Genomic DNA, 20,649 nt, shown 5'->3' with positions numbered 1-20,649 from the left:
TATACACATCAACTTTTTAAAGGAGGAAAAAAGTGAAATCCTTTATATCATTAGAAGAAGCAATAGAAATACTAAATAATAACGTAAATAATTTGAATATAGAAGAGGTAGATTTAATTAATGGATTAAATAGAGTAATAGGTGAAAATGTATATTCTCAAATTAATAATCCACCTTTTAATAAATCGGCAATGGATGGGTATGCATTGATTTCTAGAGATACTGAATCAAACAATAAAAAATTAAAGGTAATAGATAAAGTCTATGCTGGAGGAAATTGTAGTAGTATTGTAAAAGAAAATACAGCAATTAGAATAATGACAGGAGCACCAATCCCTAAGGGAGCAAATGCTGTTATAAAACAAGAAGATGTAATTTTACAAGATGATTATATTATTTTAAAGAAAAGTGTAAAAGAAAATGAAAATATCTGTATAAAGGGAGAAGACATTTCAAAAGGAGCTTTACTTTTAAATATTAATAAAAAGCTTGATTATGCTGATATTGGAATTTTAGCTAGTTCTGGATTAAAGAAAGTAAATGTATATAAAAAGCCTAAAATAGCTTTTATTAGTACAGGTGATGAAGTTATGGATATAGGCTTAGAATTAGAAAAAGGAAAAATTTATAACAGTAATAAATATTCTATTTTATCTAGAATAAATGAATTAGGCTATGAAGCCAAATATATAAATCATATAAATGATGATTTTAATGCAATAGGTAGTTATATAGAAGAAATTTCAAAGAAAGTTGATTTGATAATTACAACTGGAGGAGTTTCTGTTGGTGAGAAAGATTTATTAAAAGATGCTATAAATACAACAAGTGGAGAAAAACTTTTTTGGAAGATAACTATTAAGCCAGGTTCAGCAGTTTTATGTAGCAAGGTAAATAATTCAATTGTAATTAGTTTATCAGGCAATCCAACAGCAGCTTTAACAACTTTTGAATTATTAGTTAAACCAACACTTGAGAAATTATCTGGATATAAAGAAATTAAAATAAATAGGGAAAAAGCAATATTATCACAAGACATAAAAAAGAAAAGTCCTCAAAGAAGGTTCATAAGGGGATATGTAGAAGTTGACAATTGCAAACAATATGTACATATAACACAAACTAAATCAGGAAATGGAATACTTAGTTCTACAATAAACTCAAATTGTATAATTGAAATAGAAGCTAATAATAATGGAAAAAATCAAGGGGATTTAGTAGATATTATAAAGCTTTAGGAGAATATATGATAAATAAAACATTAGCTATTTTAGCAGGTGGAAAAAGTAGTAGGATGAATTATAATAATAAGGCATTATTACTTTATAAAGAAAAAACTTTTATAGAAAATATAATAAGTGCTGGAGAAGATTTTGATGAAATAATTATTATATCAAATAATAAAGAAGTATATAATCAGTTTTCTTTGAAGGTATTTAGTGATATCTACTTAGGAAATGGTCCTTTATGTGGAATACATTCAGCACTTAAAAATTCAAAAAATGATAAAGTTTTATGTATTGCTTGTGACATGCCTTTAATTACAAAAGAGACTTTAAATTTAATAGGAAATGTGGATGAAGAATACGAGGTTTTAATTCCTAAAATTAATGAAAAGCTACAACCTTTGTGTTCAGTGTATTCTAAAAGGTTAATACCTAAAATTGAAAATGCTTTAATAAAAAATGAAAATAAATTGCAAAAATTTATAATGTCAACAAAATACAAAGTATTAGAAGATAAAAAATACGAGAAGTTAAATGAGATAGATTTTTCAAATATAAATACAGTTAATGATTATAAAGACTTGGAGGAGATTTAATGTATACTGTTGGAATAATAACAAGTAGTGATAAAGGATATGCAGGAGAAAGAGAAGATAAAAGTGGAGCTGTTATTAAAGAAATAATAGAAAATGCAGGTTTTAAAGTAGAAAAGATGGTTATTGTACCTGATGAAAAGGAAATGTTAAAAAAAGAATTTATAAATATGAGTGATGAATTAAAGGTGAACTTAATATTAAGTACAGGTGGTACTGGATTCTCAAAAAGAGATATAACTCCTGAAGCAACCAAAGAAATAATTGATAGAGAGGCACCTGGAATATGTGAAGCTATAAGAATGTATAGTCTTCAAATAACTAAAAGAGCAATGCTTTCTAGAGCAGTATCAGGAATAAGAAAAGATACTTTAATAGTAAATTTACCAGGAAGTCCAAAAGCATGTGAAGAAGCTTTAGATTTTATATTAGACGAGTTAAAACATGGAATTGGTATATTAATTGGAGAAGCAAAAGAATGTGCAAGAAAATAAGTTCATTCAAAAAAATTATAAAAATGAGTAACTAGACAAATGATTAACTTTATAGGAGATGCATTATAATGAAAATGATAAGCGTATATGATTCTGTTGGTTGTATATTATCTCACGATGTTACACAAATAATACCAGGAGAATTTAAAGGAAGACTTTTTAAAAAGGGCCATATTATAAAAGCGGAAGACATAGAAAAACTGCTATCTATAGGGAAAGAACACATTTATGTATGGGAGCCTAGTGAAGGAGAATTGCATGAAAATGATGCTGCAATTAGAATTTCAAATCTTGTACTTGGAGATGGGGTATGTAAGTCAGAAGAAATAAAAGAAGGAAAAGTTGACTTTTTTGCAGATATAGATGGAGTTTTAAAAATAGATAAAGAAGAATTATTTAAACTTAATAGCCTTGGAGAAATAATAGTATCAACATTGCATAATAATACTCCAATAAGAAAAGGAGAAAAAATTGGTGCAACTAGAGTTATTCCATTAATAATTGATGAAGAAAAAATAATTAATGCAGAAAAATTAATAAAAAATAAAATAATTTATATAGAGGAAATAAAGCCTAAGAAATGCTTACTTATAACAACTGGTAATGAAGTTTATAGCGGAAGAATTAAAGATGCCTTTTTACCAGTTATAAAATCAAAACTTGGATATTATGGTAGTGAAGTCATTAAGCAAGTTATTTTGCCAGATTCCAAGGAAAGAATAATAGAAGAAATAAAAAATGGCTTTAAAGAAAATGTAGATATGATTATATGTACAGGAGGGATGTCGGTAGATCCAGATGATGTAACTCCAACAGCAATAAAAGAATGTGGTGGAGAACTTGTTACGTATGGATCACCAGTATTACCAGGAGCTATGTTTTTACTAGCTTATTATAAAGATATTCCAATACTTGGAGTACCAAGTTGTGCTATGTATTCAAAAAGAACAGTATTAGATTTAGTGCTGCCAAGAATACTAGCAGATGAAAAATTAACTTTAGGTGATATAGCAGCTTATGGACATGGTGGAATGTGCTTAGATTGTAAGGTTTGTACTTTCCCACATTGTTCTTTTGGAAAATAGGAGGATATAATGAATAATAAATTTACTCATTTTGATAATAGTGGAAATGCAAGAATGGTAGATGTATCAGAAAAAAATAAAACTGAGAGAGTTGCAATTGCAGTTTCTAAAATAAAAGTAAGCAAAGAAACCTTAGAGCTTATAAAAGAAGGAAAAATAGGTAAAGGTGATGTTTTAGGTGTAGCTAGAGTTGCAGGAATAATGGCAAGTAAGCAAACATCTAATTTGATACCTATGTGCCATCCATTAATGATATCTAGTTGTAATATTGATTTTGAGATAAATGATGAAGAAAGTAGTATTGAAATAAAAGCAACTGTAAAAATAGTAGATAAAACAGGAGTTGAAATGGAGGCATTAACTGCAGCAACAATTTCAGCATTAACAATATATGATATGTGTAAAGCTGTAGATAAAAGAATGATCATAGAAGGTACTCATTTACTTAAAAAAACAGGGGGGAAGAGCGGCGAGTTTAATTTTTATGATAGCTCTTTAGAATAATATGAAAGATAAATATAATAGAGAAATAGACTATTTAAGGATTTCATTAACCGATAATTGTAACTTAAGATGTATATATTGCATGGAAGAGAAGAATAATATTTTTCTTAAAGATGAAGATAAATTAACTAATGATGAAATATATAAAATAGTATGCGAAAGTGCAAAGCTTGGTATAAAAAAAGTTAGATTCACTGGTGGAGAACCTTTAGTTAGGAAAGATATAGTAGATCTAATACAAAGGATAAACACTATACCAGGCATAGAAGAAATGTACTTGACTACAAATGGAATATTACTAGAAGAAAAAGCAGAAATTCTTGCAAAATCAGGACTAAAAGGTGTTAATATAAGTTTGGATTCATTAAAGAAAGAAACCTTTAAAAGATTAACTAGATTAGGAGATTTAAAAAAGGTACTAGCAGCAATAGATAAATGTATTTCACTTGGAATAAAAGTTAAATTAAATACAGTTATGATAGAGGGCATTAATGATGATGAAATACTTGATTTTGTAAATTTAACTTTAGAAAAGCCAATAGATGTTAGGTTTATAGAGCTTATGCCTATTGGAGTAGGAAGTAAATATAAAGGGATTAATAATGAAGCAATTATAAATATTATTAAAGATAATTATAAAAATTTCGAAGAAGTTAAAAGAATTAATAGTGGTGGACCAGCAACTTATATAAAAGTAAATGGCGGTAGAGGTAAGGTTGGATTTATTAGTGCTATAAGCAATTGTTTTTGTGAGGATTGTAATAGGATTAGATTAACTTCAGAAGGTTTTTTAAAACAATGCTTACACTTTAATTATGGTATTGATTTGAAGGAATTAATTAGAAGCGGAGTTTCAGATAGTGAATTATCACATGCAATAAAAAATAGTATTTTTGATAAGCCGGAAAAACATTTGTTTATGCAAAAAAGTAATGATAAAGAATTAAAGTTTATGAATCAAATTGGAGGATAAGAATATGAGCAAGGTTTTAGCTATATGTACAAGTAAACACAAAGGAACTTTAAAAAATGAAGTTGAAGAAGCAAACTTCATAGAGGAATTTGGAATAGAAGGTGATGCGCACGCTGGTAAGTGGCATAGACAAGTAAGTTTATTAGCTTTTGAAAAAATTGATGAATTTAGAAATAAAGGTGGAAATGTTGATTTTGGTGCATTTGGAGAAAATTTAGTAGTAGATGGAATAGAATTAAATAAACTTCCAGTTGGTCAAAGATTAACAGTAGGAGAAGTACTTTTAGAAGTAACTCAAATAGGTAAGGAATGTCATGATAAATGTGCTATATATTATCAAGTTGGAGAATGTATAATGCCTAAAAATGGTATATTTACTAGGGTATTAAAAGGTGGAAAAGTAAGAGTTGGAGATAAATGTACTTTGTTAGATAATGAAAAGAAAGTATTTACTTTATAATAAGGAAACATCTTGATATTTGGTTTTAATAATCAAATATCAAGATGTTTTTTATTGTAAAAAAATAAATAGATGAAATTTAAATTATGAGAGGATAAATATAATTAATTGTTTAGCGTGAATATAAAAAGTAAACAATACTAATAATATCTATAAAATGTTTGTTAAAGAGGGGTAAAAAGTATGAAAGTTGTTAGATCTACTTGTAACTATTGTTCCATAGCATGTAATTTTGATTTTCATGTTGAAGATGATGGATTTATACAAAGGGTTAAGCCAGCAAAGGATTATCCTGTAAATAAAGGATTTTGCTGTGTTAAGGGTCTTAATTTAGATAAACAAAATACTATATATGAAAATCCTGTATTACCATTACTAAGAAATGAAAAAGGGAAATTAGAACATATATCTTGGGAAAAAGCATTTAATATATTTGCAGAAAGAGTAAAAAAAATTCAAGATGAATATGGTAAAGAAAGTTTTGCATTTCTGAGTACAGGTCAATTATGTACAGAAGAAATGGCATTGGCAGGGCATATTGGAAGAACATTCTTAGGAGGGAATGGAGATGGAAATACTAGGCTTTGTATGGCAACAGCAGTTGTTGCATATAAACAAAGTTTTGGGTTTGATTCTCCACCATACACATTTGAAGATTTAGAATTATCGGATGTAATGATATTTATAGGTTGTAATCCTGTAGTAGCGCATCCAATACTTTGGAGTAGAGTTATAAAAAATAGAAATAAAGATAAAAAAATAATAAGTATAGATCCAAGAAGAACTGAAACAGTAACTAATTCAGACATGTGGATAGATATAAAGCCTAAAAGTGATTTAAGACTTTTATATACATTAGCAAATGTATTAATTGAAGAAGGGTGGATAGATGAAGAATTTATAAAAAATAGTACTGAAGATTTTGAAGGATTTAAAAATCATGTTAAAAAATATGACATAAATGATGTTGAAGAGTACACAGGAATATCAAAAGGAAGAGTATTAGAATTAGCTAAAATAATACATGAAGGAAAAAGAGTATCATTTTGGTGGACTATGGGTGTAAATCAAGGATATCAAGCTGTTAGAACTGCACAAGCCGTGATAAATTTGGCTCTTATGACTGGAAATATTGGAAGGCCTGGAACTGGAGCTAATTCAATAACAGGTCAATGTAATGCTATGGGATCAAGATTGTTTAGTAATACTACTGGACTTTATGGTGGAGGAGAATATACTGATAAAGCTAGAAGAAAAGTAGTCGCTAAAGCTTTAGGAATTGACGAAGAGATGCTACCTAAAAAGCCTACAATACCATATAATGCAATAATTGAAGGTATAAATAATGGAACAATAAAAGCCCTTTGGGTACTAGCAACAAATCCAGTTGTATCATGGATAAATAGTTTGGAATTTAAAAAAGCAGCTGAAAAATTAGAGTTTTTAGCAGTGCAGGATATTTATAGTGATACAGAAACCTGTAAATATGCTCATCTTATACTTCCTTCAACAAATGGGTTGAAAAAAGAAGGTGTTTTAATAAATACGGAAAGAAGATTATCCAAGATTCAGCCAGTGCTTGAAAAGAAAGAAGATGAATTAAGTGATTATGACATATTACTAGGAATAGGAAATGCTCTTGGAATGGGAAGTCTTTTAGATAAATGGAAAACACCGAGAGATGCCTTTGAAACTTTGAAGGAATGTACTAGAAATATGCCTTGTGATATAACTGGTGTAAGCTATGATATGCTAAAGGACTCAAAGGGAATTCAATGGCCATTTAAAGAAGGAGATGATATTGAAAAAGAAGAAAGAAGATTATTTGAAGATGGAAAGTTCTATACTCCAAATAAAAAAGCAAAATTTATTTATGAAGATATAATTAATCCTCCTTTTGAGCAAAGTGAAGAATATCCATATATTTTAAATACAGGTAGAGGAACAGTTGGGCAATGGCATACCCAAACAAGAACAAGAGAAATTCCAGATGTAGAAGCTATAATTATGAAGAAAGGGTACATAAATATTAATACTGATTTAGCAGAAGAGCTAGGTATTAAAGAAAATGATATGGTTAAAGTAAGTTCACCAAATGGAATAAGCAACCAATTCCTTGTTAAGTTAAGTAGAACTGTTAAAAAAGATCAGCTTTATGCACCAATGCATTATATAGAAGCAAATTCTGTACTGCCATCAATATTTGATATGTACTCAAAGGAACCTAATTATAAATATGGTCCAGTAAAAATAGAAAAAATCAATTAGGAGATTATTATGAAAAGGATAAAAATCGATAGAAAGAAATGTATAGGCTGTTTAACTTGTACAACTGCTTGTAAGGTTTCTCATGGATGTAGAGATACAAGAGGAAGGATTGTTATTAATAGTGAAGGAAGGTATGCACCAATTTATTGTAGGCATTGCACAAGACCAGAGTGCGTATATTCATGTCCAACTGGAGCAATGAGAAGAGATGATGAAAGTGGATATGTCATATATGATAAAAGTCGTTGTGCAACATGTTATATGTGCATAATGGGTTGTCCTTATGGAGTATTAAAAATGGATTATCAAACTAATAGAGAAGTAATGAAATGTGATATGTGTCTATCTACAGATACTAAATATCCACATTGCGTAGATAGATGTCCTATGGGAGCATTAACCTTAGAGGAGGTATATAAATAATGTCATATGTTATAGTAGGTGCATCTGCATCTGGAATTAATGCTGCAAGAACTATTAGAGAACATGATAAAGATTCAGAAATAGTTTTGGTATCTAAAGATGATCATGTTTATTCAAGATGCATACTTCATCATTTTTTAGATGGGAGAAGGGATATTAAAGATTTAGACTTTACTCCTGACAACTTTTTTGAAATGTATAAAATAAAATGGATAAAAGGAGTAGAAGTTATTGGAATAGATATAAAAGAAAAATTATTAAAATTATCTAATGAAGAAAATTTAAGTTATGATAAAGTTTTACTTGCTACTGGATCATCATCTTTTTTGCCTCCAATAGAAAATTTAAGGAGTGCTAATAATGTCATAGGATTAAGAAATTTAGATGATGCTATAAAAATTAAAAATATTGCTCGAAAAGTAAAAAATGTTGCAATTCTAGGTGCTGGACTTGTTGGAGTTGATGCATTAGCAGGATTGCTGGATTATAACGTAAATATATCATTGATTGAAATGGGGGATAGACTACTTCCTCTTCAATTAGATAAATATGCAGCCAATATATACGAAGAAAGATTAAAAAAAGAGGGAGTAAATTTAAAATTTGGCGTTAGGGCAGAAAAAGTAATTGTAGATGATGAAAATAATCCTATTTCTATAAAGCTTAGCACTGGAGAAGAGGTACCTTGTGAATTGATAATTGCTTGTACTGGAGTCCGATCAAATGTAGGCTTTTTAAAAGATAGTGGAGTTGAGTGTGATAAATTTGGTCTTATAATAAATGCAAAAGGTGAAACAAATGTTAGAGATGTTTATGGAGCAGGGGATATAACAGGAAGAAATCCAATATGGCCAACTGCTGTTAAAGAAGGAATGATAGCAGCAAACAATATGGTAGGTAAAGAAAGTTTTATGGAGGATTTTTTTGGAAGCAAAAATACAATGAATTTTTGTGGAGTTGCTACAATGTCATTAGGGTTGGTAGTAAAGCCAGATGATAGTTATGAAGAAATAACTGATATCGATGGAAAAGATTATAAGAAGATAATTTATAAAGATGGTGCAATTTATGGAGCTATAGTTCAAGGGGATTTATCATATGTTGGAGTTTTGACTCAACTTATAAAGCAAAAAATTAATGTAGATAGAGTTAAAAAGCCTTTATTTGATATAGATTATTCTGATTTCTTTAATGAAACAGAAAACTTAGAATTTGTATATTAATAATAAATACAAAGGAGCAAATCATGGAAAAGAAATCTATATTAAAAAAAATAAAAAATATGCCAGTACCAATTTTGCCAACAATGGTTGGGGCAGCTACTTTATCAAATGTGTATCAAATTTTAGGATATACGTGGATAAGGCATATAACAATGATATGTGCAACTATAATATTAATTGCCTATATCATGAAAATAACACTATATTTTGATACATGTAAAAGTGAATATAGTAATACGGTTCCATCAAGTCTATATGCTGGATTCACTATGATATTAATGATATTAGGATCTTATTATTTTGATTTTAATAAACTAATAGGAAAAGGTTTGTGGTATATAGGTATAATATTACATGCAATACATATAATAATTTTTACATATAAAAATGTATTTCCAGGCATAAAAAAAGAAACATTTGTACCTAGTTGGTTTGTTACGTATAATGGAATAATGGTTTCTGCTGTAGTAGGAGTTCCTATGAATGAACCTTTTATTTGTAAGATAATAGTGTATTATGGAATAGTAGCTTTTTTATTAATAATTCCATTTATGATTTCTAGGTTAAGAAAAGAGCCTATAGATGAAGCACTATTCCATACCCAAGCTATATTATTAGCGCCATCAAGTCTTTGTTTAGTATGTTATTTAAATTTTATTAATAATCCTAATAAGGTTCTTATATATGTTCTATATACTATAATATTTTTGACATTACTATTTATTTTATATATGTTACCTAAGTTTTTTTCTTACACTTTTACACCAGGGTTTGCAGGGTTAACGTTCCCAATGGCAATTGGGATAGTAGCGTCAATTAAGGCATCATCATTTTTTATAAAAATGAATAATAATTTCTTAGGTTACATTATAAAAGAAATAAGTGGAATACAAATATATATTACTACAACTATAATAGCTTTTGTTTTATATAAATTTACACATATATTATTTAAAAGCTTAAAAAAAAGTTAAAAATAGCACACTTTATTGAACTAGAGTTTTCATAAATGGTTCAGTAAAGTGTGTATTTTATTAAAAATAAAAATAGAATTCGTGATAAAAATCACGGTAATTATATTATTAAATGATATAATAATAGCGTTGAATTATGTTTGAAAGGCCTTTTATGCATATCTAAGTGAAAAAATTAACAATAAGTAACAAAGTTATAATGAGAATTTTATATAATTATTAAAACTGACTTAGGAGGAGTTATGAAAAATAATTTAATTTTTAGAAAAATTGAAAATTTACCTGTTCCAATATTACCTACAATGGTAGGAGCAGCAACATTATCGAATATTTACTCATCGTTAGGGTATACTTGGGTAAGGCATTTAACAATGTGGATAGCAACTTGTATTTTAATAGTATATTTAGTTAAAATTTTAGCATTCTATCCTACTTGTAAAAAAGAATATTCAAATACAGTTCCAGCGAGCCTTTATGCAGGAATAACTATGATAACAATGATATTAGGATCGTATTATTTTGATTATAATAATTCATTTGGAAAAATATTATGGTTAATAGGTCTTATTTTACATGCAATACATATAATCATATTTACATATAGAAATGTAATTAAAGGTGTAAATAAAGATACATTTGTTCCAAGTTGGTTTGTAACTTATAATGGTATAATGGTTTCAACAGTTGTAGGTTCTGTTATGAAAGAACCTTTGATAAGCAAGATAGTATTATATTATGGTATATTAGTATTATTATTAATATTACCATTCATGATTATAAGATTAAGAAGCTTACCTTTAAAAGAAGCATTTTTCCATACACAAGCAATTCTATTAGCTCCATCAAGTCTTTGTGTAGTTAGTTATATAAATGTTGTTAAAGAACCTAATAAAATTGTATTATATTTATTATATATTTTAGTAGTCATTACACTTTTATTTGTAGTGTACAAGCTACCGAAATTTTTCTCTTACAAATTTACTCCAGCTTTTGCAGGATTAACATTCCCAATGGCTATAGGTACTTTAGCTTCAATTAAAATGTCAGGCTTTTTAATTAATGAAGGATATGAAGTATTGGGAAATATTACAAAGCAAATCTCAGGAATACAAATATATATTACAACTGCTATAATAAGTTTTGTTTTATTTAATTTTTTCACTATGTTTATGAAAAGCTTTAAAGAAAATTAAAATATGTTTAATTTAAAAGAAATTGTATTATAATAACGATACAGTTTCTTTTTTTATAATTCAAAAAAAGTATTCACAAATTAATTAAAATGGAGTATTATATAATTATAATAATAAACATATCGGAGTAGTAGGAAATGGAGGAGAAGTTAAAATGAAAATAGCAAAAAGTTTAGTTGAATTAATAGGAAATACACCTTTACTAGAATTATCTAATTATAATAAAGAAAAGAAAATTTTAGCTACCATTATAGGTAAATTAGAATATTTCAATCCAGGTGGAAGTGTAAAAGATAGAGTTGGATACGGAATGATAGATGATGCAGAGAAAAATGGAATTTTAAATAAAGATTCAGTAATTATAGAACCTACAAGTGGCAATACTGGTATTGCATTAGCATTTGTATCTGCAGCAAAAGGGTATAGATTAATATTAACTATGCCAGAAACTATGAGTTTAGAAAGAAGAAATCTTTTAAAGGCGTTAGGAGCTGAATTAGTTCTTACTCCTGGGACAGAAGGAATGAAGGGAGCTATTGCTAAAGCTAATGAACTTAAAGATACAATAGAAAATGCGGTTATTTTGCAACAATTTGATAATCCAGCTAACCCGGAAATTCATAGAAAAACTACAGCTGAAGAAATATTAAGAGATACAGATGGAAAGATAGATATTTTTGTAGCTGGAGTTGGTACAGGTGGTACAATAACTGGAGTAGGAGAAGTTTTAAAAGCTAAAAATCCTAATGTTAAAATAGTAGCTGTTGAGCCAATAAATTCTCAAGTTATCGCCGGTGGAAAGCCAGGGCCTCATAAAATACAAGGTATAGGAGCTGGATTTATACCAAAAAATCTAAATGTTTCCGTAATAGATGAAATTATTGCAGTAGAAAATGAAGATGCATTTAAAGCATCTAAAGATCTTGCAAGAACAGAAGGACTATTAGTTGGAATATCAGCAGGAGCAGCTATAGTAGCAGCCACAGAGCTTGCAAACAGAGAAGAAAATAAGGGGAAAAATATTGTTGTCCTATTACCAGATACAGGAGAAAGATATTTATCAACTGATTTATATAAATAATTCTAACAAAGTCATTGCTATTTATAGTAGTGGCTTTTATATATTAAATATATGAGTTATAATAGAAGTTATATGATTAAATAAAAGACATAATAATAGAGTATTTAAATAAAGATATTATTTAATAACTTATAAAAAATTAAAGTTAATCTTTCAATTTTACTATTTGTATTGAACAAATTTATTAACTATTTATTTTATATTATATTTGTTTAGGAAGATATTAATTGAAATATATAAAATAATAAGAAAAAGGTGATTATGTGAAGATTTCAACTAAAGGAAGATATGGTTTACGAGCATTAATTGATCTAGCTATAAATATGGATTGTGAAAATGTGAGTATAAAGACAATATCTGAAAGACAAAATATTTCAGAACGATATTTGGAACAAATATTTTCTTTGCTAAGAAAGGGCGGTATTATAGTTGGTCGAAAAGGAGCTCAAGGGGGATATACAATAGGAAAAAATCCAAGTGAATTAACAATTAGTGAAATTTTAAAAGTTCTAGAAGGTGAAAATATATTCATAGATATAAATGAAGAAGAAGAAAATGAGGTAGAAGATTTTATAAATAAAAATTTATGGAAAGAGATAAATTGTTTAATAAGCAAATATTTTTCTTCTATAACATTAGAAGATTTAGTAAATGATTATAAGAAATCAAAAGATACAATTATATATTATATTTAAAAAGAAGTGGCAAAGCCACTTCTTTTTAAAAGCATTTAGAATCTAATTCATTTGAAATTGCTATATTATAAATATATGAATTACAAATCTCAATGATAAATTCATCTTTTTCATCTTCTGTAAGAGTAAGTGTATTTAACATATTATGATAATTCATTATATAAGATTTCATATCTCCAAGATTTTTATAAGAGTAGTAGTTTAGGCAATTGTTATTTATATTATAATGGTCTTTTAGCAAACTATAAAACATTCTACCACCAAATAAATCTGCTAAAAATCTTGTATATGCATGAGCAATGATTAATTTTGGATTCTTTTCGCAAACATTATTAATTCTATTTACATATGCTATGGTAGATGAAAGCGGGGTGAATGAGTTAATAGATAAAATATTTTTTAAATCTTCTTTAATTAATTCAGATCTGTATAATTCTGTTGTCACAAATGGGGTAATTGTTTCTATATTCTTTAAATTGTCCAAATTATTTTCAATAGCTTTATATACATAATATAAGTTATAGATATATTCGGCATAACTTTCAACGGTAGCATTTTTATCAAGAAGTCTTCTTGTGAAACCAGTATTTTCTGCTGCTTTGTGTAATATATTACTTCTATTTTTAATTTCTATCATTAAATTATTCATTTTATTCACTCCTTAAAAAGTACAATTAAATAAAGATTATTAACTAAATCTTTATATTAATAATACTTTTTAATATTTAAAATATCAAATTCTATAATGATTCAAAATCTTTTAGATTTTGCCTTAAAAAGTCAATTTGATAGATTATCATAACATATCTTGAACGTTGTTCATAATAGTTTGAATATGAACAGAGTTCATGCTAGGGATGGAAATTTGAAAAACAGTATTTCTAATTAATAAGTAAGTTAATTGTGAAAGAAAAATTTTTAAAAGTACTAAAAATATATTTATATGATAAAACATTTGTACATAGTTTAAATTATAAAAAATAATATATACAATAAATGCTATTTTATTTAAAGATAATTAGAAAATTTTATAATATTAATAATTTAAATATATATTGAAAGTTTAGTAGGTGTTGTAAGGAAATGGCTAGAATGCTATAATGTAATTGATTTCAAAGAAGGGTGGATGGTGATTCTTATGATTAAAAAGAATTCAAAAACTTTATCAAAATTTATAACTATTTTTATTATTAGTTTGATAGTTTCTTTTAGCTTAGGAGAAATTATTTCTAACTTTAAGGGGTACAATTTTAGAGATGTACTTTTTGTTGAAGGCATAATAATATTAATGATGGGGATATTTTCTGCAGTAGGAGGAAATCCTATGAGCTTATCGCTTCAAGATTTTGGTCGAATTAATCCACAGTGGCTAGCTAATATAAGCTTAGAAACAAATGAAATCGATAGAAGAAGAATAATCGATTCTTGTAAAGTTAATATAAATATCGATATTACAACTGTATCTTTAGTAATTGGAGGATTAATATCTTCATTAATAAGCTCCATTTTGTAGAAACGTATAAAGTTTGGGTAAATATTCTGGTTTTAGAATATTTACCCTTTTTTCATAATAATTTAAGAATGAGAAATAATATATAATTATAAAACGGTGATAGATTTGAAATTAGAAAAAATTTTATTAATAATGCTTCCTATAGGTCTTTTTATTATATTAATATTATGTAGGGAAAATATAAGAAGCTATTTTAAGATAAGTTATAGATATTTTTATAATATAGATATTAGTTATAATGATCTTAACTTATTAGAAAAAGATTTAAATATTATATATATAGATTATAAGTGGAAAGAAAGCTTAGAATTAACTAATAAGCCAAATAAGATAATATATCATCACTCTGCAAGAAGTAAATGGAGTCCTGAAGAGATAAATGAATATCATAAATCTAAAGGTTGGAAAGGAATTGGATACAACTATTATATAAGAAAAGATGGCAGTATATATTCTGGAAGACCAGAAAATGCAGAAGGTGCTCATACAAAAGGCGAAAATAATAGTTCAATCGGAATTTGTTTGGAAGGAAATTTTGAAGAAGAATATCCAACAGGAGAACAATTAGAAAGCTTATATAATCTATCATTATATATATCATTAAAATATGATATATATAAAATAATAGGACATAGAGATGTTTATAGTACACTTTGTCCAGGAAAAAATTTTCCTCTCGAAGATACTAGGGATAAAGTAATAAATTTAATTAAAAATTATAATAAAAAGGAGTAACTAATACTCCTTTTTATTATGCAGATTTTTTATATTCTTCTAATGCTTTAGATAATTGATCAGGACAAGATGTACCTCTACCTTTACAATCGATTCCCTTTAATTTTTCAATAGCTTCATCGATTTTCATGCCTCTTACTAAAACTGATATCCCCATAAGGTTTCCAGAACATCCTCTAACAAATTCAACATTTTTAATAATATTATCTTCTACATCTAAATGTATTTCTGTAGAACAAACCCCATTAGTTTTATAAACGAACATTTTATATACCTCCTAAATATTGTACAAGTAGTATTATATATCTATATCAAGTAGAAATGAAGAGAAAATGTGGAAATTTGAAATAAAAGATAAAAAGTTGTTACGTTTAACTAAATAAATCATATACTGTAAGTGTACATAGTATTTATAGAAATTAGATATCTATTAATCTTTATTCAATTTCTAGAAAGGAAGGTGTGATATGAGCTCTTTAATTGTATGTAATACAGGTAGTGATTCTATAAGCAAAGTATCTATAGATGAAGATTTTGGTGAAGAAGAATTAGCAACTAAAGAAATATTATTAAAAAATGAAGACAAGCCTTTAGGTCCTAGTAGTATTTGTTTAGCCAACAATATAGCTTATACTGCAAATAGTTATAGTAACTCAATATCTATAATAAATATGGATACACTTAAAGAGGAAAATAGTATTTATGTAGGAGCTCATCCAAATGACTTGGCTATAGATAAAAACTATTTATATATTGCATGTTCTGAATCTAATTCAGTTGTTATTTATGATATAAAGGAAAAAAAGATAGTACTGGATATAACTGTTAATAGTTGGCCTCACAATATAGAATTATGTAAAAGTCTTAATTTGTTATTTATCTCAAATTTTCAAAGTAATAATGTGTCTATTATAGATATTACTACAAATAAAGTAATAAATGAGTTAACTACATTAGAATATCCAACCAAAATTAAAGTTTCTAATGATAAAAAATTATTATATGTATGTGAAAGTTATATGGGTGACGATAAAAATGGATATATAGAGGTGTTTGATATAAAGACATTTGAATCTATAAATAGAATAAAGGTTGGAAAATCACCTGTAGATATCTTGGAAGATGAAGGAAGTATTTATATTTGTAATTTTGGAGATGGAACTCTTACTATAATAGACCGTAGCAATTATAAGAAATTTAGAAAAATGAGTTTGGGTGGCATGCCTAAATCAATAATAAAATTAGGGGAAATAGCTTTTGTATCAGATTATTTAAATGGCAGAATTATATGCATTAATTTAAATATAAATAAAACAAAAGTCATAACAGTAGGTAAGGAGCCTAATGCTATGACTTTATATTAATCATCGTCACTAAATAAAGAGTTCATTATTTTAGTATAAATCTCAGAAGGGTTACTTTTCCATCTATTACATAAGGATAGAGCTTGTTTTTTAGATGGAACAGATACTTTTAGAGAAATTAAAAGATTTTCATTTTCTAATGCTTGTAAATCTACTATAAAAGTATCATCTTTTCCTAATGTATAATCACTATTAATAGTTAACTCCTTTTTTATAGAGTCAATCATTGCAAGAAGATAGTCATCGATTATCTTCTTTTTCATTGCAGAAATTCTATCAGAAAAGAAAGAAAGAACATTTGATCCTTTTTCTGTTATATAAATTAAATTTTTATCATTTACAACGTCATACCTTAAAAATTCTGATGAAACAAGTTCACTAATATATTGCTGAAGAGTAAAATAATTTATAAAGTTATTTTCTAATATAATTTCAGTAAGTTGGGTATTGGTAACGGGGGATTTTAAAGATTCCATTACATATAAAACTAATAATTTGTTTTCTGCTAATTCTGCTGAGTTTTCGTACATATTAAACCTCCATTTTAGAAAGTATAAATTAATTATATCATAAATTTTACTAAGTTGTTATTATAGTCATTAATATTATTTTTTAGAATATAAATAAATAATAGCAATTTTAGGAGTTTTTTGTGAAAAGGAGATATAGAGTAGTAATAAGTTTACTATTATTAGCATGTACTATGGTTTTCTCTATTCCATTTAAAGATGGATTCAAAGAGGTTTCCGTAGAAGTATCTAATGATAAGCCAATTTATAGAGTTAATAAAGATGAAAAAGTTATAGCATTAACTTTTGATATAAATTGGGCTGAAAAAGATGAAATTTATAACATATTAGAGGTACTAGATAAATATAATGTAAAGGCAACCTTTTTTATAATGGGAGGCTGGGTAAATTATAGTGAAGAAAATAGAGAAAAGCTTGTGAAGATAAAGGAGGGAGGTCATGAGATAGGAAACCATAGTTACATTCATCCAATGTTTACAAAAATAGATGAAACAAGGATGAAAGAAGAACTAGATAAAACAGATAAGATAATAGAAGAAACAGTAGGGATTAAGCCTAGCTTGTTTAGATTTCCAAGTGGAGACTATAATAAAAAATCTTTGGATTTTGTAAGTGGTCAAGGATATAAATGTATTCAATGGGATGTTGATTCAGTTGATTGGAAGCAAGTTGGTGCAGATGAAGAGTATAATAGGGTTATGAAGAGAGTAACTTCAGGATCTATTTTACTTTTTCATAATAATGCAAAGTATACACCGGGAAATCTAGATAGAATAATAAAAAAACTTAGTGAAGATGGATATAGCTTTACTCAAGTTGGTCAAATGATATATGAAGATAATTATTATATTGATGATAAAGGTGAACAAATAAAAAAATAAATGAAAAAATATTGAAAAATGATGATATAATGTATTATAATGGAAATGTATCCGGTGGGGTTAAAAAGTATAACTAATTAAAATTATTACTAAGGGAGAGAGGGGTTAGAGATGGACAACTTGATGTTAAATAACAAGATTTATTTAGAGGGACAAGTAATATCAGAACTAGAATTTAGCCATGAAATGTATGGGGAAGGGTTTTATACATTTTCAATGGAGGTTATGAGACTTAGTGATTCAGTTGATGTTTTAAACATAACAGTATCAGAAAGATTAATAGCTAATATGGATTTATCTATTGGTAAGGAAATAATAGTAGATGGACAATTAAGATCTTATAATAAGTTTGTTGATGGGTCAAATAAACTTATATTAACTGTATTTGCTAGAAATATAGAACCTTGTATTGAAAGAAGTAAAAATCCAAATGAAATTTTCTTAGATGGATATATATGTAAGGAGCCTGTTTATAGGACAACTCCATTTGGAAGAGAAATTGCTGATGTTTTATTAGCTGTAAATAGAGCATATAATAAATCAGATTATATTCCTACAATTGCTTGGGGAAGAAATTCAAGATTCTGCCAAACTCTAGAAGTTGGAGATAATATTAGAGTTTGGGGAAGATTACAAAGTAGAGAATATCAAAAGAAGGTAAATGATACTGAGGTAATTAAAAAAATTGCTTATGAAGTATCTGTGTCAAAAATGGAAAAGGTTCAAAATGATCATTTAGAATCAGAACATGAAGGAAATGAACAAGAAGTCATGTAATATGAAATAAAGGTGAAAAGCTATGCTTTTCACCTTTTATTATGTAGGAGCTATTTTCTAAGATCCTCTAAAAGTTTTGTCTTATCTTTTGTTTGCTCATCTACTATTTTAATAATCTTAGCTGGGCTACCGGCAACTACAACACCGGAAGGAACATCTTTAACTACTACTGATCCAGCTGCAACGACAGATCCACTACCAATTTTTACTCCCTCTAGAATAACAGAGTTAGCACCTATTAAAACATCGTCTCCAATTTCACAAGGAGATTTACTTGGAGGTTCTAGAACTCCTGCAACTACGGCTCCAGCTCCTAAATGTACTCTTTTACCAAGTTTTCCTCTAGCGCCAACCACTGCATTCATATCTACCATGGTACCTTCTCCTATTTCAGCGCCTATATTAATTACTGCACCCATCATAATAACAGCATTTTTGCCAATTTTCACCCTATCTCTTATTATTGCACCAGGTTCTATTCTTGCATCTATATCTAAAATGTTTAGCATAGGAATAGCTGAATTTCTTCTATCATTTTCAAACCTATAGTGGTTAATAAGATGTTTATTTTCTTTTATAAATTCATTAATTATATTAGACTCGCCAAAAAGTATATAAAAGTTATTATTACCATACCATTCAAGATCTTTTAAATCTGAGTTGCTTAGATCTCCATTAATATAAGCTTTTACTGGTGTTGTTTTTTGTGTATCCCTTATGAATTTTGCAATTTCATAAGGATCTGTTAACTCATTATAGTTCATATTATACCCTCCTATACTATAAGGTTAGAATGAAGAAATTATATCAATATATTCAATGTATATCAATAGGAAAGAAGTAAAAATATGTTAAAATATATTTGATTTACAATAGAGTTGTACATAATGTACAATTTATAAAAAGGAGTTGATAATATTGAAATTAGATAAAGGACTAGTTCAAGTTTATACTGGAGATGGAAAAGGAAAAACTACTGCAGCCATAGGTCAAGGTATGAGGGCATATGGAAATGGGTTAAAAATATATATGCTTCAATTTCTAAAAGGTGGACCAACTGGTGAACTAAAAACAATTGATGAGCTTGGAGAGAACTTTAAGTTGTTTAGATTCGAAAAACCAAGGGATTTTGTTTGGAATTTAAATGAAGCTGAGAAAGAAGAATTGAAGCTTGAAATTAGAGAAGGTTATAAATTTATTTTGGATACTATAAAAGAAAATAAATGTGATGTTTTAATAATAGATGAGATAATGGGAGTTTTGCATAATAAGTTCTTAACAGTGGAGGAAGTAATATATATTATTGATAATAAACCAAAAACTATGGAGCTTATACTAACAGGAAGAGATATACCAGAAGAAATTTTAAAAAAGAGTGATTTAGTTACAGAAATGAAGTGCATTAAGCACTATTTTGAAGACGGAGTTGAGGCAAGAAAAGGAATAGAATATTAGTATAAAAATAAGAACATTTTCATAATGGATAATCGATAATGAATAATGGATAATTAAGGGGAAAATCCTAAGGATTTTAAAATAAAGGTGCAATGAACCAATTAAATCTAAGTTTTGATTTGCAAATCATCCTAAATTGACAATTGTCCATTGTCAATTGTCAATTGTCAATTGTCCATTGTCAATTGTCAAATAGGGGGCT

Annotated in this window: 24 protein-coding genes; 20 read left to right on the top strand and 4 right to left on the bottom strand. The window is 27.4% G+C overall.

Annotation, left to right across the window (positions count from 1 at the left end; genetic code table 11):
• The first annotated feature begins 32 nt into the window (after positions 1 to 32).
• From glp to I2E83_RS02520, 14 genes are all read left to right on the top strand, one after another.
• Entirely contained in the window at positions 33 to 1,238 is a 1,206-nt protein-coding gene (gene glp / locus I2E83_RS02585; RefSeq protein ID WP_195263980.1) for a gephyrin-like molybdotransferase Glp, read from the top strand.
• 8 nt (positions 1,239 to 1,246) lie between these two features.
• Complete coding sequence (locus tag I2E83_RS02580; protein ID WP_195428431.1) at positions 1,247 to 1,822, top strand: molybdenum cofactor guanylyltransferase; 576 nt, start codon at positions 1,247 to 1,249, stop codon at positions 1,820 to 1,822.
• Positions 1,822 to 2,313 carry a MogA/MoaB family molybdenum cofactor biosynthesis protein gene (locus tag I2E83_RS02575; RefSeq protein ID WP_195263982.1) on the top strand — a complete coding sequence of 164 codons (492 nt, stop codon included), beginning with the start codon at positions 1,822 to 1,824 and terminating at the stop codon, positions 2,311 to 2,313. The genes I2E83_RS02580 and I2E83_RS02575 overlap by 1 nt, the downstream gene beginning before the upstream one ends.
• 68 nt (positions 2,314 to 2,381) lie before the next feature.
• Positions 2,382 to 3,398: a molybdopterin-binding protein gene (locus I2E83_RS02570; RefSeq protein WP_195428430.1), complete on the top strand. Its 1,017-nt coding sequence runs from the start codon at positions 2,382 to 2,384 to the stop codon at positions 3,396 to 3,398.
• 9 nt (positions 3,399 to 3,407) lie between these two features.
• Positions 3,408 to 3,902, top strand: a complete 495-nt coding sequence (gene moaC, locus I2E83_RS02565) for a cyclic pyranopterin monophosphate synthase MoaC (RefSeq protein ID WP_195428429.1) — start codon at positions 3,408 to 3,410, stop codon at positions 3,900 to 3,902.
• 1 nt (position 3,903) lies between these two features.
• Positions 3,904 to 4,875, top strand: coding sequence for a GTP 3',8-cyclase MoaA (gene moaA / locus I2E83_RS02560; RefSeq protein ID WP_195263985.1), 972 nt, complete (start codon positions 3,904 to 3,906; stop codon positions 4,873 to 4,875).
• Positions 4,876 to 4,879: 4 nt separating this feature from the next.
• Positions 4,880 to 5,335, top strand: a complete 456-nt coding sequence (locus tag I2E83_RS02555; protein WP_097032876.1) for an MOSC domain-containing protein — start codon at positions 4,880 to 4,882, stop codon at positions 5,333 to 5,335.
• A 183-nt stretch (positions 5,336 to 5,518) separates the two neighbouring features.
• Positions 5,519 to 7,603, top strand: a complete 2,085-nt coding sequence (locus tag I2E83_RS02550) for a molybdopterin oxidoreductase family protein (RefSeq protein ID WP_195428428.1) — start codon at positions 5,519 to 5,521, stop codon at positions 7,601 to 7,603.
• Positions 7,604 to 7,612: 9 nt separating this feature from the next.
• Positions 7,613 to 8,026, top strand: coding sequence for a 4Fe-4S dicluster domain-containing protein (locus I2E83_RS02545; protein WP_195263987.1), 414 nt, complete (start codon positions 7,613 to 7,615; stop codon positions 8,024 to 8,026).
• Positions 8,026 to 9,249 (top strand): FAD-dependent oxidoreductase, encoded by a 1,224-nt coding sequence (locus I2E83_RS02540; RefSeq protein WP_195263988.1) that lies wholly within the window; start codon positions 8,026 to 8,028, stop codon positions 9,247 to 9,249. Before I2E83_RS02545 ends, I2E83_RS02540 begins: the two co-directional genes overlap by 1 nt.
• A gap of 23 nt (positions 9,250 to 9,272) precedes the next feature.
• On the top strand, positions 9,273 to 10,223 hold the full coding sequence (locus I2E83_RS02535; protein WP_195263989.1) for a TDT family transporter: 951 nt from the start codon (positions 9,273 to 9,275) through the stop codon (positions 10,221 to 10,223).
• Between the two features lie 242 nt (positions 10,224 to 10,465).
• Positions 10,466 to 11,416, top strand: coding sequence for a TDT family transporter (locus I2E83_RS02530; RefSeq protein WP_195428427.1), 951 nt, complete (start codon positions 10,466 to 10,468; stop codon positions 11,414 to 11,416).
• Between the two features lie 154 nt (positions 11,417 to 11,570).
• Positions 11,571 to 12,497 (top strand): cysteine synthase A, encoded by a 927-nt coding sequence (gene cysK / locus I2E83_RS02525; protein ID WP_195428426.1) that lies wholly within the window; start codon positions 11,571 to 11,573, stop codon positions 12,495 to 12,497.
• A gap of 263 nt (positions 12,498 to 12,760) precedes the next feature.
• Positions 12,761 to 13,192 carry an Rrf2 family transcriptional regulator gene (locus tag I2E83_RS02520; protein ID WP_195263992.1) on the top strand — a complete coding sequence of 144 codons (432 nt, stop codon included), beginning with the start codon at positions 12,761 to 12,763 and terminating at the stop codon, positions 13,190 to 13,192.
• Between the two features lie 25 nt (positions 13,193 to 13,217).
• Here the strand turns inward: I2E83_RS02520 and I2E83_RS02515 are convergent, their stop codons facing one another.
• A complete protein-coding gene (locus I2E83_RS02515; RefSeq protein WP_195428425.1) occupies positions 13,218 to 13,841 on the bottom strand; it encodes a biliverdin-producing heme oxygenase in 624 nt (207 codons plus the stop codon).
• Positions 13,842 to 14,330: 489 nt separating this feature from the next.
• Between I2E83_RS02515 and I2E83_RS02510 the strand changes: the two genes are divergently transcribed.
• Positions 14,331 to 14,705 (top strand): hypothetical protein, encoded by a 375-nt coding sequence (locus I2E83_RS02510; protein WP_195263994.1) that lies wholly within the window; start codon positions 14,331 to 14,333, stop codon positions 14,703 to 14,705.
• Positions 14,706 to 14,810: 105 nt separating this feature from the next.
• Positions 14,811 to 15,440, top strand: coding sequence for a peptidoglycan recognition family protein (locus I2E83_RS02505; protein ID WP_195428424.1), 630 nt, complete (start codon positions 14,811 to 14,813; stop codon positions 15,438 to 15,440).
• A gap of 16 nt (positions 15,441 to 15,456) precedes the next feature.
• Here I2E83_RS02505 and I2E83_RS02500 read toward each other — a convergent pair whose 3' ends face one another.
• Positions 15,457 to 15,705, bottom strand: coding sequence for a TIGR03905 family TSCPD domain-containing protein (locus I2E83_RS02500; protein WP_195263996.1), 249 nt, complete (start codon positions 15,703 to 15,705; stop codon positions 15,457 to 15,459).
• 202 nt (positions 15,706 to 15,907) lie between these two features.
• Between I2E83_RS02500 and I2E83_RS02495 the strand changes: the two genes are divergently transcribed.
• Complete coding sequence (locus I2E83_RS02495; RefSeq protein ID WP_195263997.1) at positions 15,908 to 16,804, top strand: beta-propeller fold lactonase family protein; 897 nt, start codon at positions 15,908 to 15,910, stop codon at positions 16,802 to 16,804.
• Here the strand turns inward: I2E83_RS02495 and I2E83_RS02490 are convergent.
• The gene (locus I2E83_RS02490) at positions 16,801 to 17,334 is read right to left on the bottom strand and encodes a DUF4364 family protein (protein WP_195263998.1); all 534 of its coding nucleotides are present in this window, start codon (positions 17,332 to 17,334) and stop codon (positions 16,801 to 16,803) included. The genes I2E83_RS02495 and I2E83_RS02490 overlap by 4 nt on opposite strands.
• Positions 17,335 to 17,507: 173 nt before the next feature.
• Between I2E83_RS02490 and I2E83_RS02485 the strand changes: the two genes are divergently transcribed.
• Both I2E83_RS02485 and I2E83_RS02480 read left to right on the top strand, forming a co-directional pair.
• A complete protein-coding gene (locus tag I2E83_RS02485) occupies positions 17,508 to 18,215 on the top strand; it encodes a polysaccharide deacetylase family protein (RefSeq protein WP_207738472.1) in 708 nt (235 codons plus the stop codon).
• 111 nt (positions 18,216 to 18,326) lie between these two features.
• Positions 18,327 to 18,992 (top strand): single-stranded DNA-binding protein, encoded by a 666-nt coding sequence (locus I2E83_RS02480; RefSeq protein ID WP_195264000.1) that lies wholly within the window; start codon positions 18,327 to 18,329, stop codon positions 18,990 to 18,992.
• Between the two features lie 50 nt (positions 18,993 to 19,042).
• Here I2E83_RS02480 and dapD read toward each other — a convergent pair whose 3' ends face one another.
• A complete protein-coding gene (gene dapD / locus I2E83_RS02475) occupies positions 19,043 to 19,756 on the bottom strand; it encodes a 2,3,4,5-tetrahydropyridine-2,6-dicarboxylate N-acetyltransferase (protein WP_195428422.1) in 714 nt (237 codons plus the stop codon).
• A gap of 151 nt (positions 19,757 to 19,907) precedes the next feature.
• On the opposite strand from dapD, the gene I2E83_RS02470 reads away from it, so the two are divergent.
• Positions 19,908 to 20,447 (top strand): cob(I)yrinic acid a,c-diamide adenosyltransferase, encoded by a 540-nt coding sequence (locus I2E83_RS02470; protein ID WP_195428602.1) that lies wholly within the window; start codon positions 19,908 to 19,910, stop codon positions 20,445 to 20,447.
• The last annotated feature ends 202 nt before the right edge of the window (positions 20,448 to 20,649 follow it).

This window comes from Clostridium sp. D46t1_190503_E9 (assembly GCF_015555225.1).
Taxonomy (GTDB): Bacteria; Bacillota; Clostridia; order Clostridiales; family Clostridiaceae; genus Clostridium.
The sequence above is the reverse complement of the archived record's forward strand: the minus strand, read 5'-3'. Positions and strand labels throughout refer to the sequence as shown.

What these genes read in the sequence shown, in the direction of transcription:
- I2E83_RS02495 (WP_195263997.1), top strand. Translation starts at nt 15,908, where the DNA reads ATGAGCTCTTTAATTGTATGTAATACAGGTAGTGATTCTATAAGCAAA.
- I2E83_RS02570 (WP_195428430.1), top strand. Translation starts at nt 2,382, where the DNA reads ATGAAAATGATAAGCGTATATGATTCTGTTGGTTGTATATTATCTCAC.
- I2E83_RS02545 (WP_195263987.1), top strand. Translation starts at nt 7,613, where the DNA reads ATGAAAAGGATAAAAATCGATAGAAAGAAATGTATAGGCTGTTTAACT.
- I2E83_RS02535 (WP_195263989.1), top strand. Translation starts at nt 9,273, where the DNA reads ATGGAAAAGAAATCTATATTAAAAAAAATAAAAAATATGCCAGTACCA.
- moaC (WP_195428429.1), top strand. Translation starts at nt 3,408, where the DNA reads ATGAATAATAAATTTACTCATTTTGATAATAGTGGAAATGCAAGAATG.
- I2E83_RS02555 (WP_097032876.1), top strand. Translation starts at nt 4,880, where the DNA reads ATGAGCAAGGTTTTAGCTATATGTACAAGTAAACACAAAGGAACTTTA.
- I2E83_RS02485 (WP_207738472.1), top strand. Translation starts at nt 17,508, where the DNA reads ATGGTTTTCTCTATTCCATTTAAAGATGGATTCAAAGAGGTTTCCGTA.
- cysK (WP_195428426.1), top strand. Translation starts at nt 11,571, where the DNA reads ATGAAAATAGCAAAAAGTTTAGTTGAATTAATAGGAAATACACCTTTA.
- I2E83_RS02500 (WP_195263996.1), bottom strand. Translation starts at nt 15,705, where the DNA reads ATGTTCGTTTATAAAACTAATGGGGTTTGTTCTACAGAAATACATTTA.
- I2E83_RS02515 (WP_195428425.1), bottom strand. Translation starts at nt 13,841, where the DNA reads ATGAATAATTTAATGATAGAAATTAAAAATAGAAGTAATATATTACAC.
- I2E83_RS02490 (WP_195263998.1), bottom strand. Translation starts at nt 17,334, where the DNA reads ATGTACGAAAACTCAGCAGAATTAGCAGAAAACAAATTATTAGTTTTA.
- I2E83_RS02530 (WP_195428427.1), top strand. Translation starts at nt 10,466, where the DNA reads ATGAAAAATAATTTAATTTTTAGAAAAATTGAAAATTTACCTGTTCCA.
- dapD (WP_195428422.1), bottom strand. Translation starts at nt 19,756, where the DNA reads ATGAACTATAATGAGTTAACAGATCCTTATGAAATTGCAAAATTCATA.
- I2E83_RS02550 (WP_195428428.1), top strand. Translation starts at nt 5,519, where the DNA reads ATGAAAGTTGTTAGATCTACTTGTAACTATTGTTCCATAGCATGTAAT.
- moaA (WP_195263985.1), top strand. Translation starts at nt 3,904, where the DNA reads ATGAAAGATAAATATAATAGAGAAATAGACTATTTAAGGATTTCATTA.
- I2E83_RS02575 (WP_195263982.1), top strand. Translation starts at nt 1,822, where the DNA reads ATGTATACTGTTGGAATAATAACAAGTAGTGATAAAGGATATGCAGGA.
- I2E83_RS02580 (WP_195428431.1), top strand. Translation starts at nt 1,247, where the DNA reads ATGATAAATAAAACATTAGCTATTTTAGCAGGTGGAAAAAGTAGTAGG.
- I2E83_RS02480 (WP_195264000.1), top strand. Translation starts at nt 18,327, where the DNA reads ATGGACAACTTGATGTTAAATAACAAGATTTATTTAGAGGGACAAGTA.
- I2E83_RS02540 (WP_195263988.1), top strand. Translation starts at nt 8,026, where the DNA reads ATGTCATATGTTATAGTAGGTGCATCTGCATCTGGAATTAATGCTGCA.
- I2E83_RS02510 (WP_195263994.1), top strand. Translation starts at nt 14,331, where the DNA reads ATGATTAAAAAGAATTCAAAAACTTTATCAAAATTTATAACTATTTTT.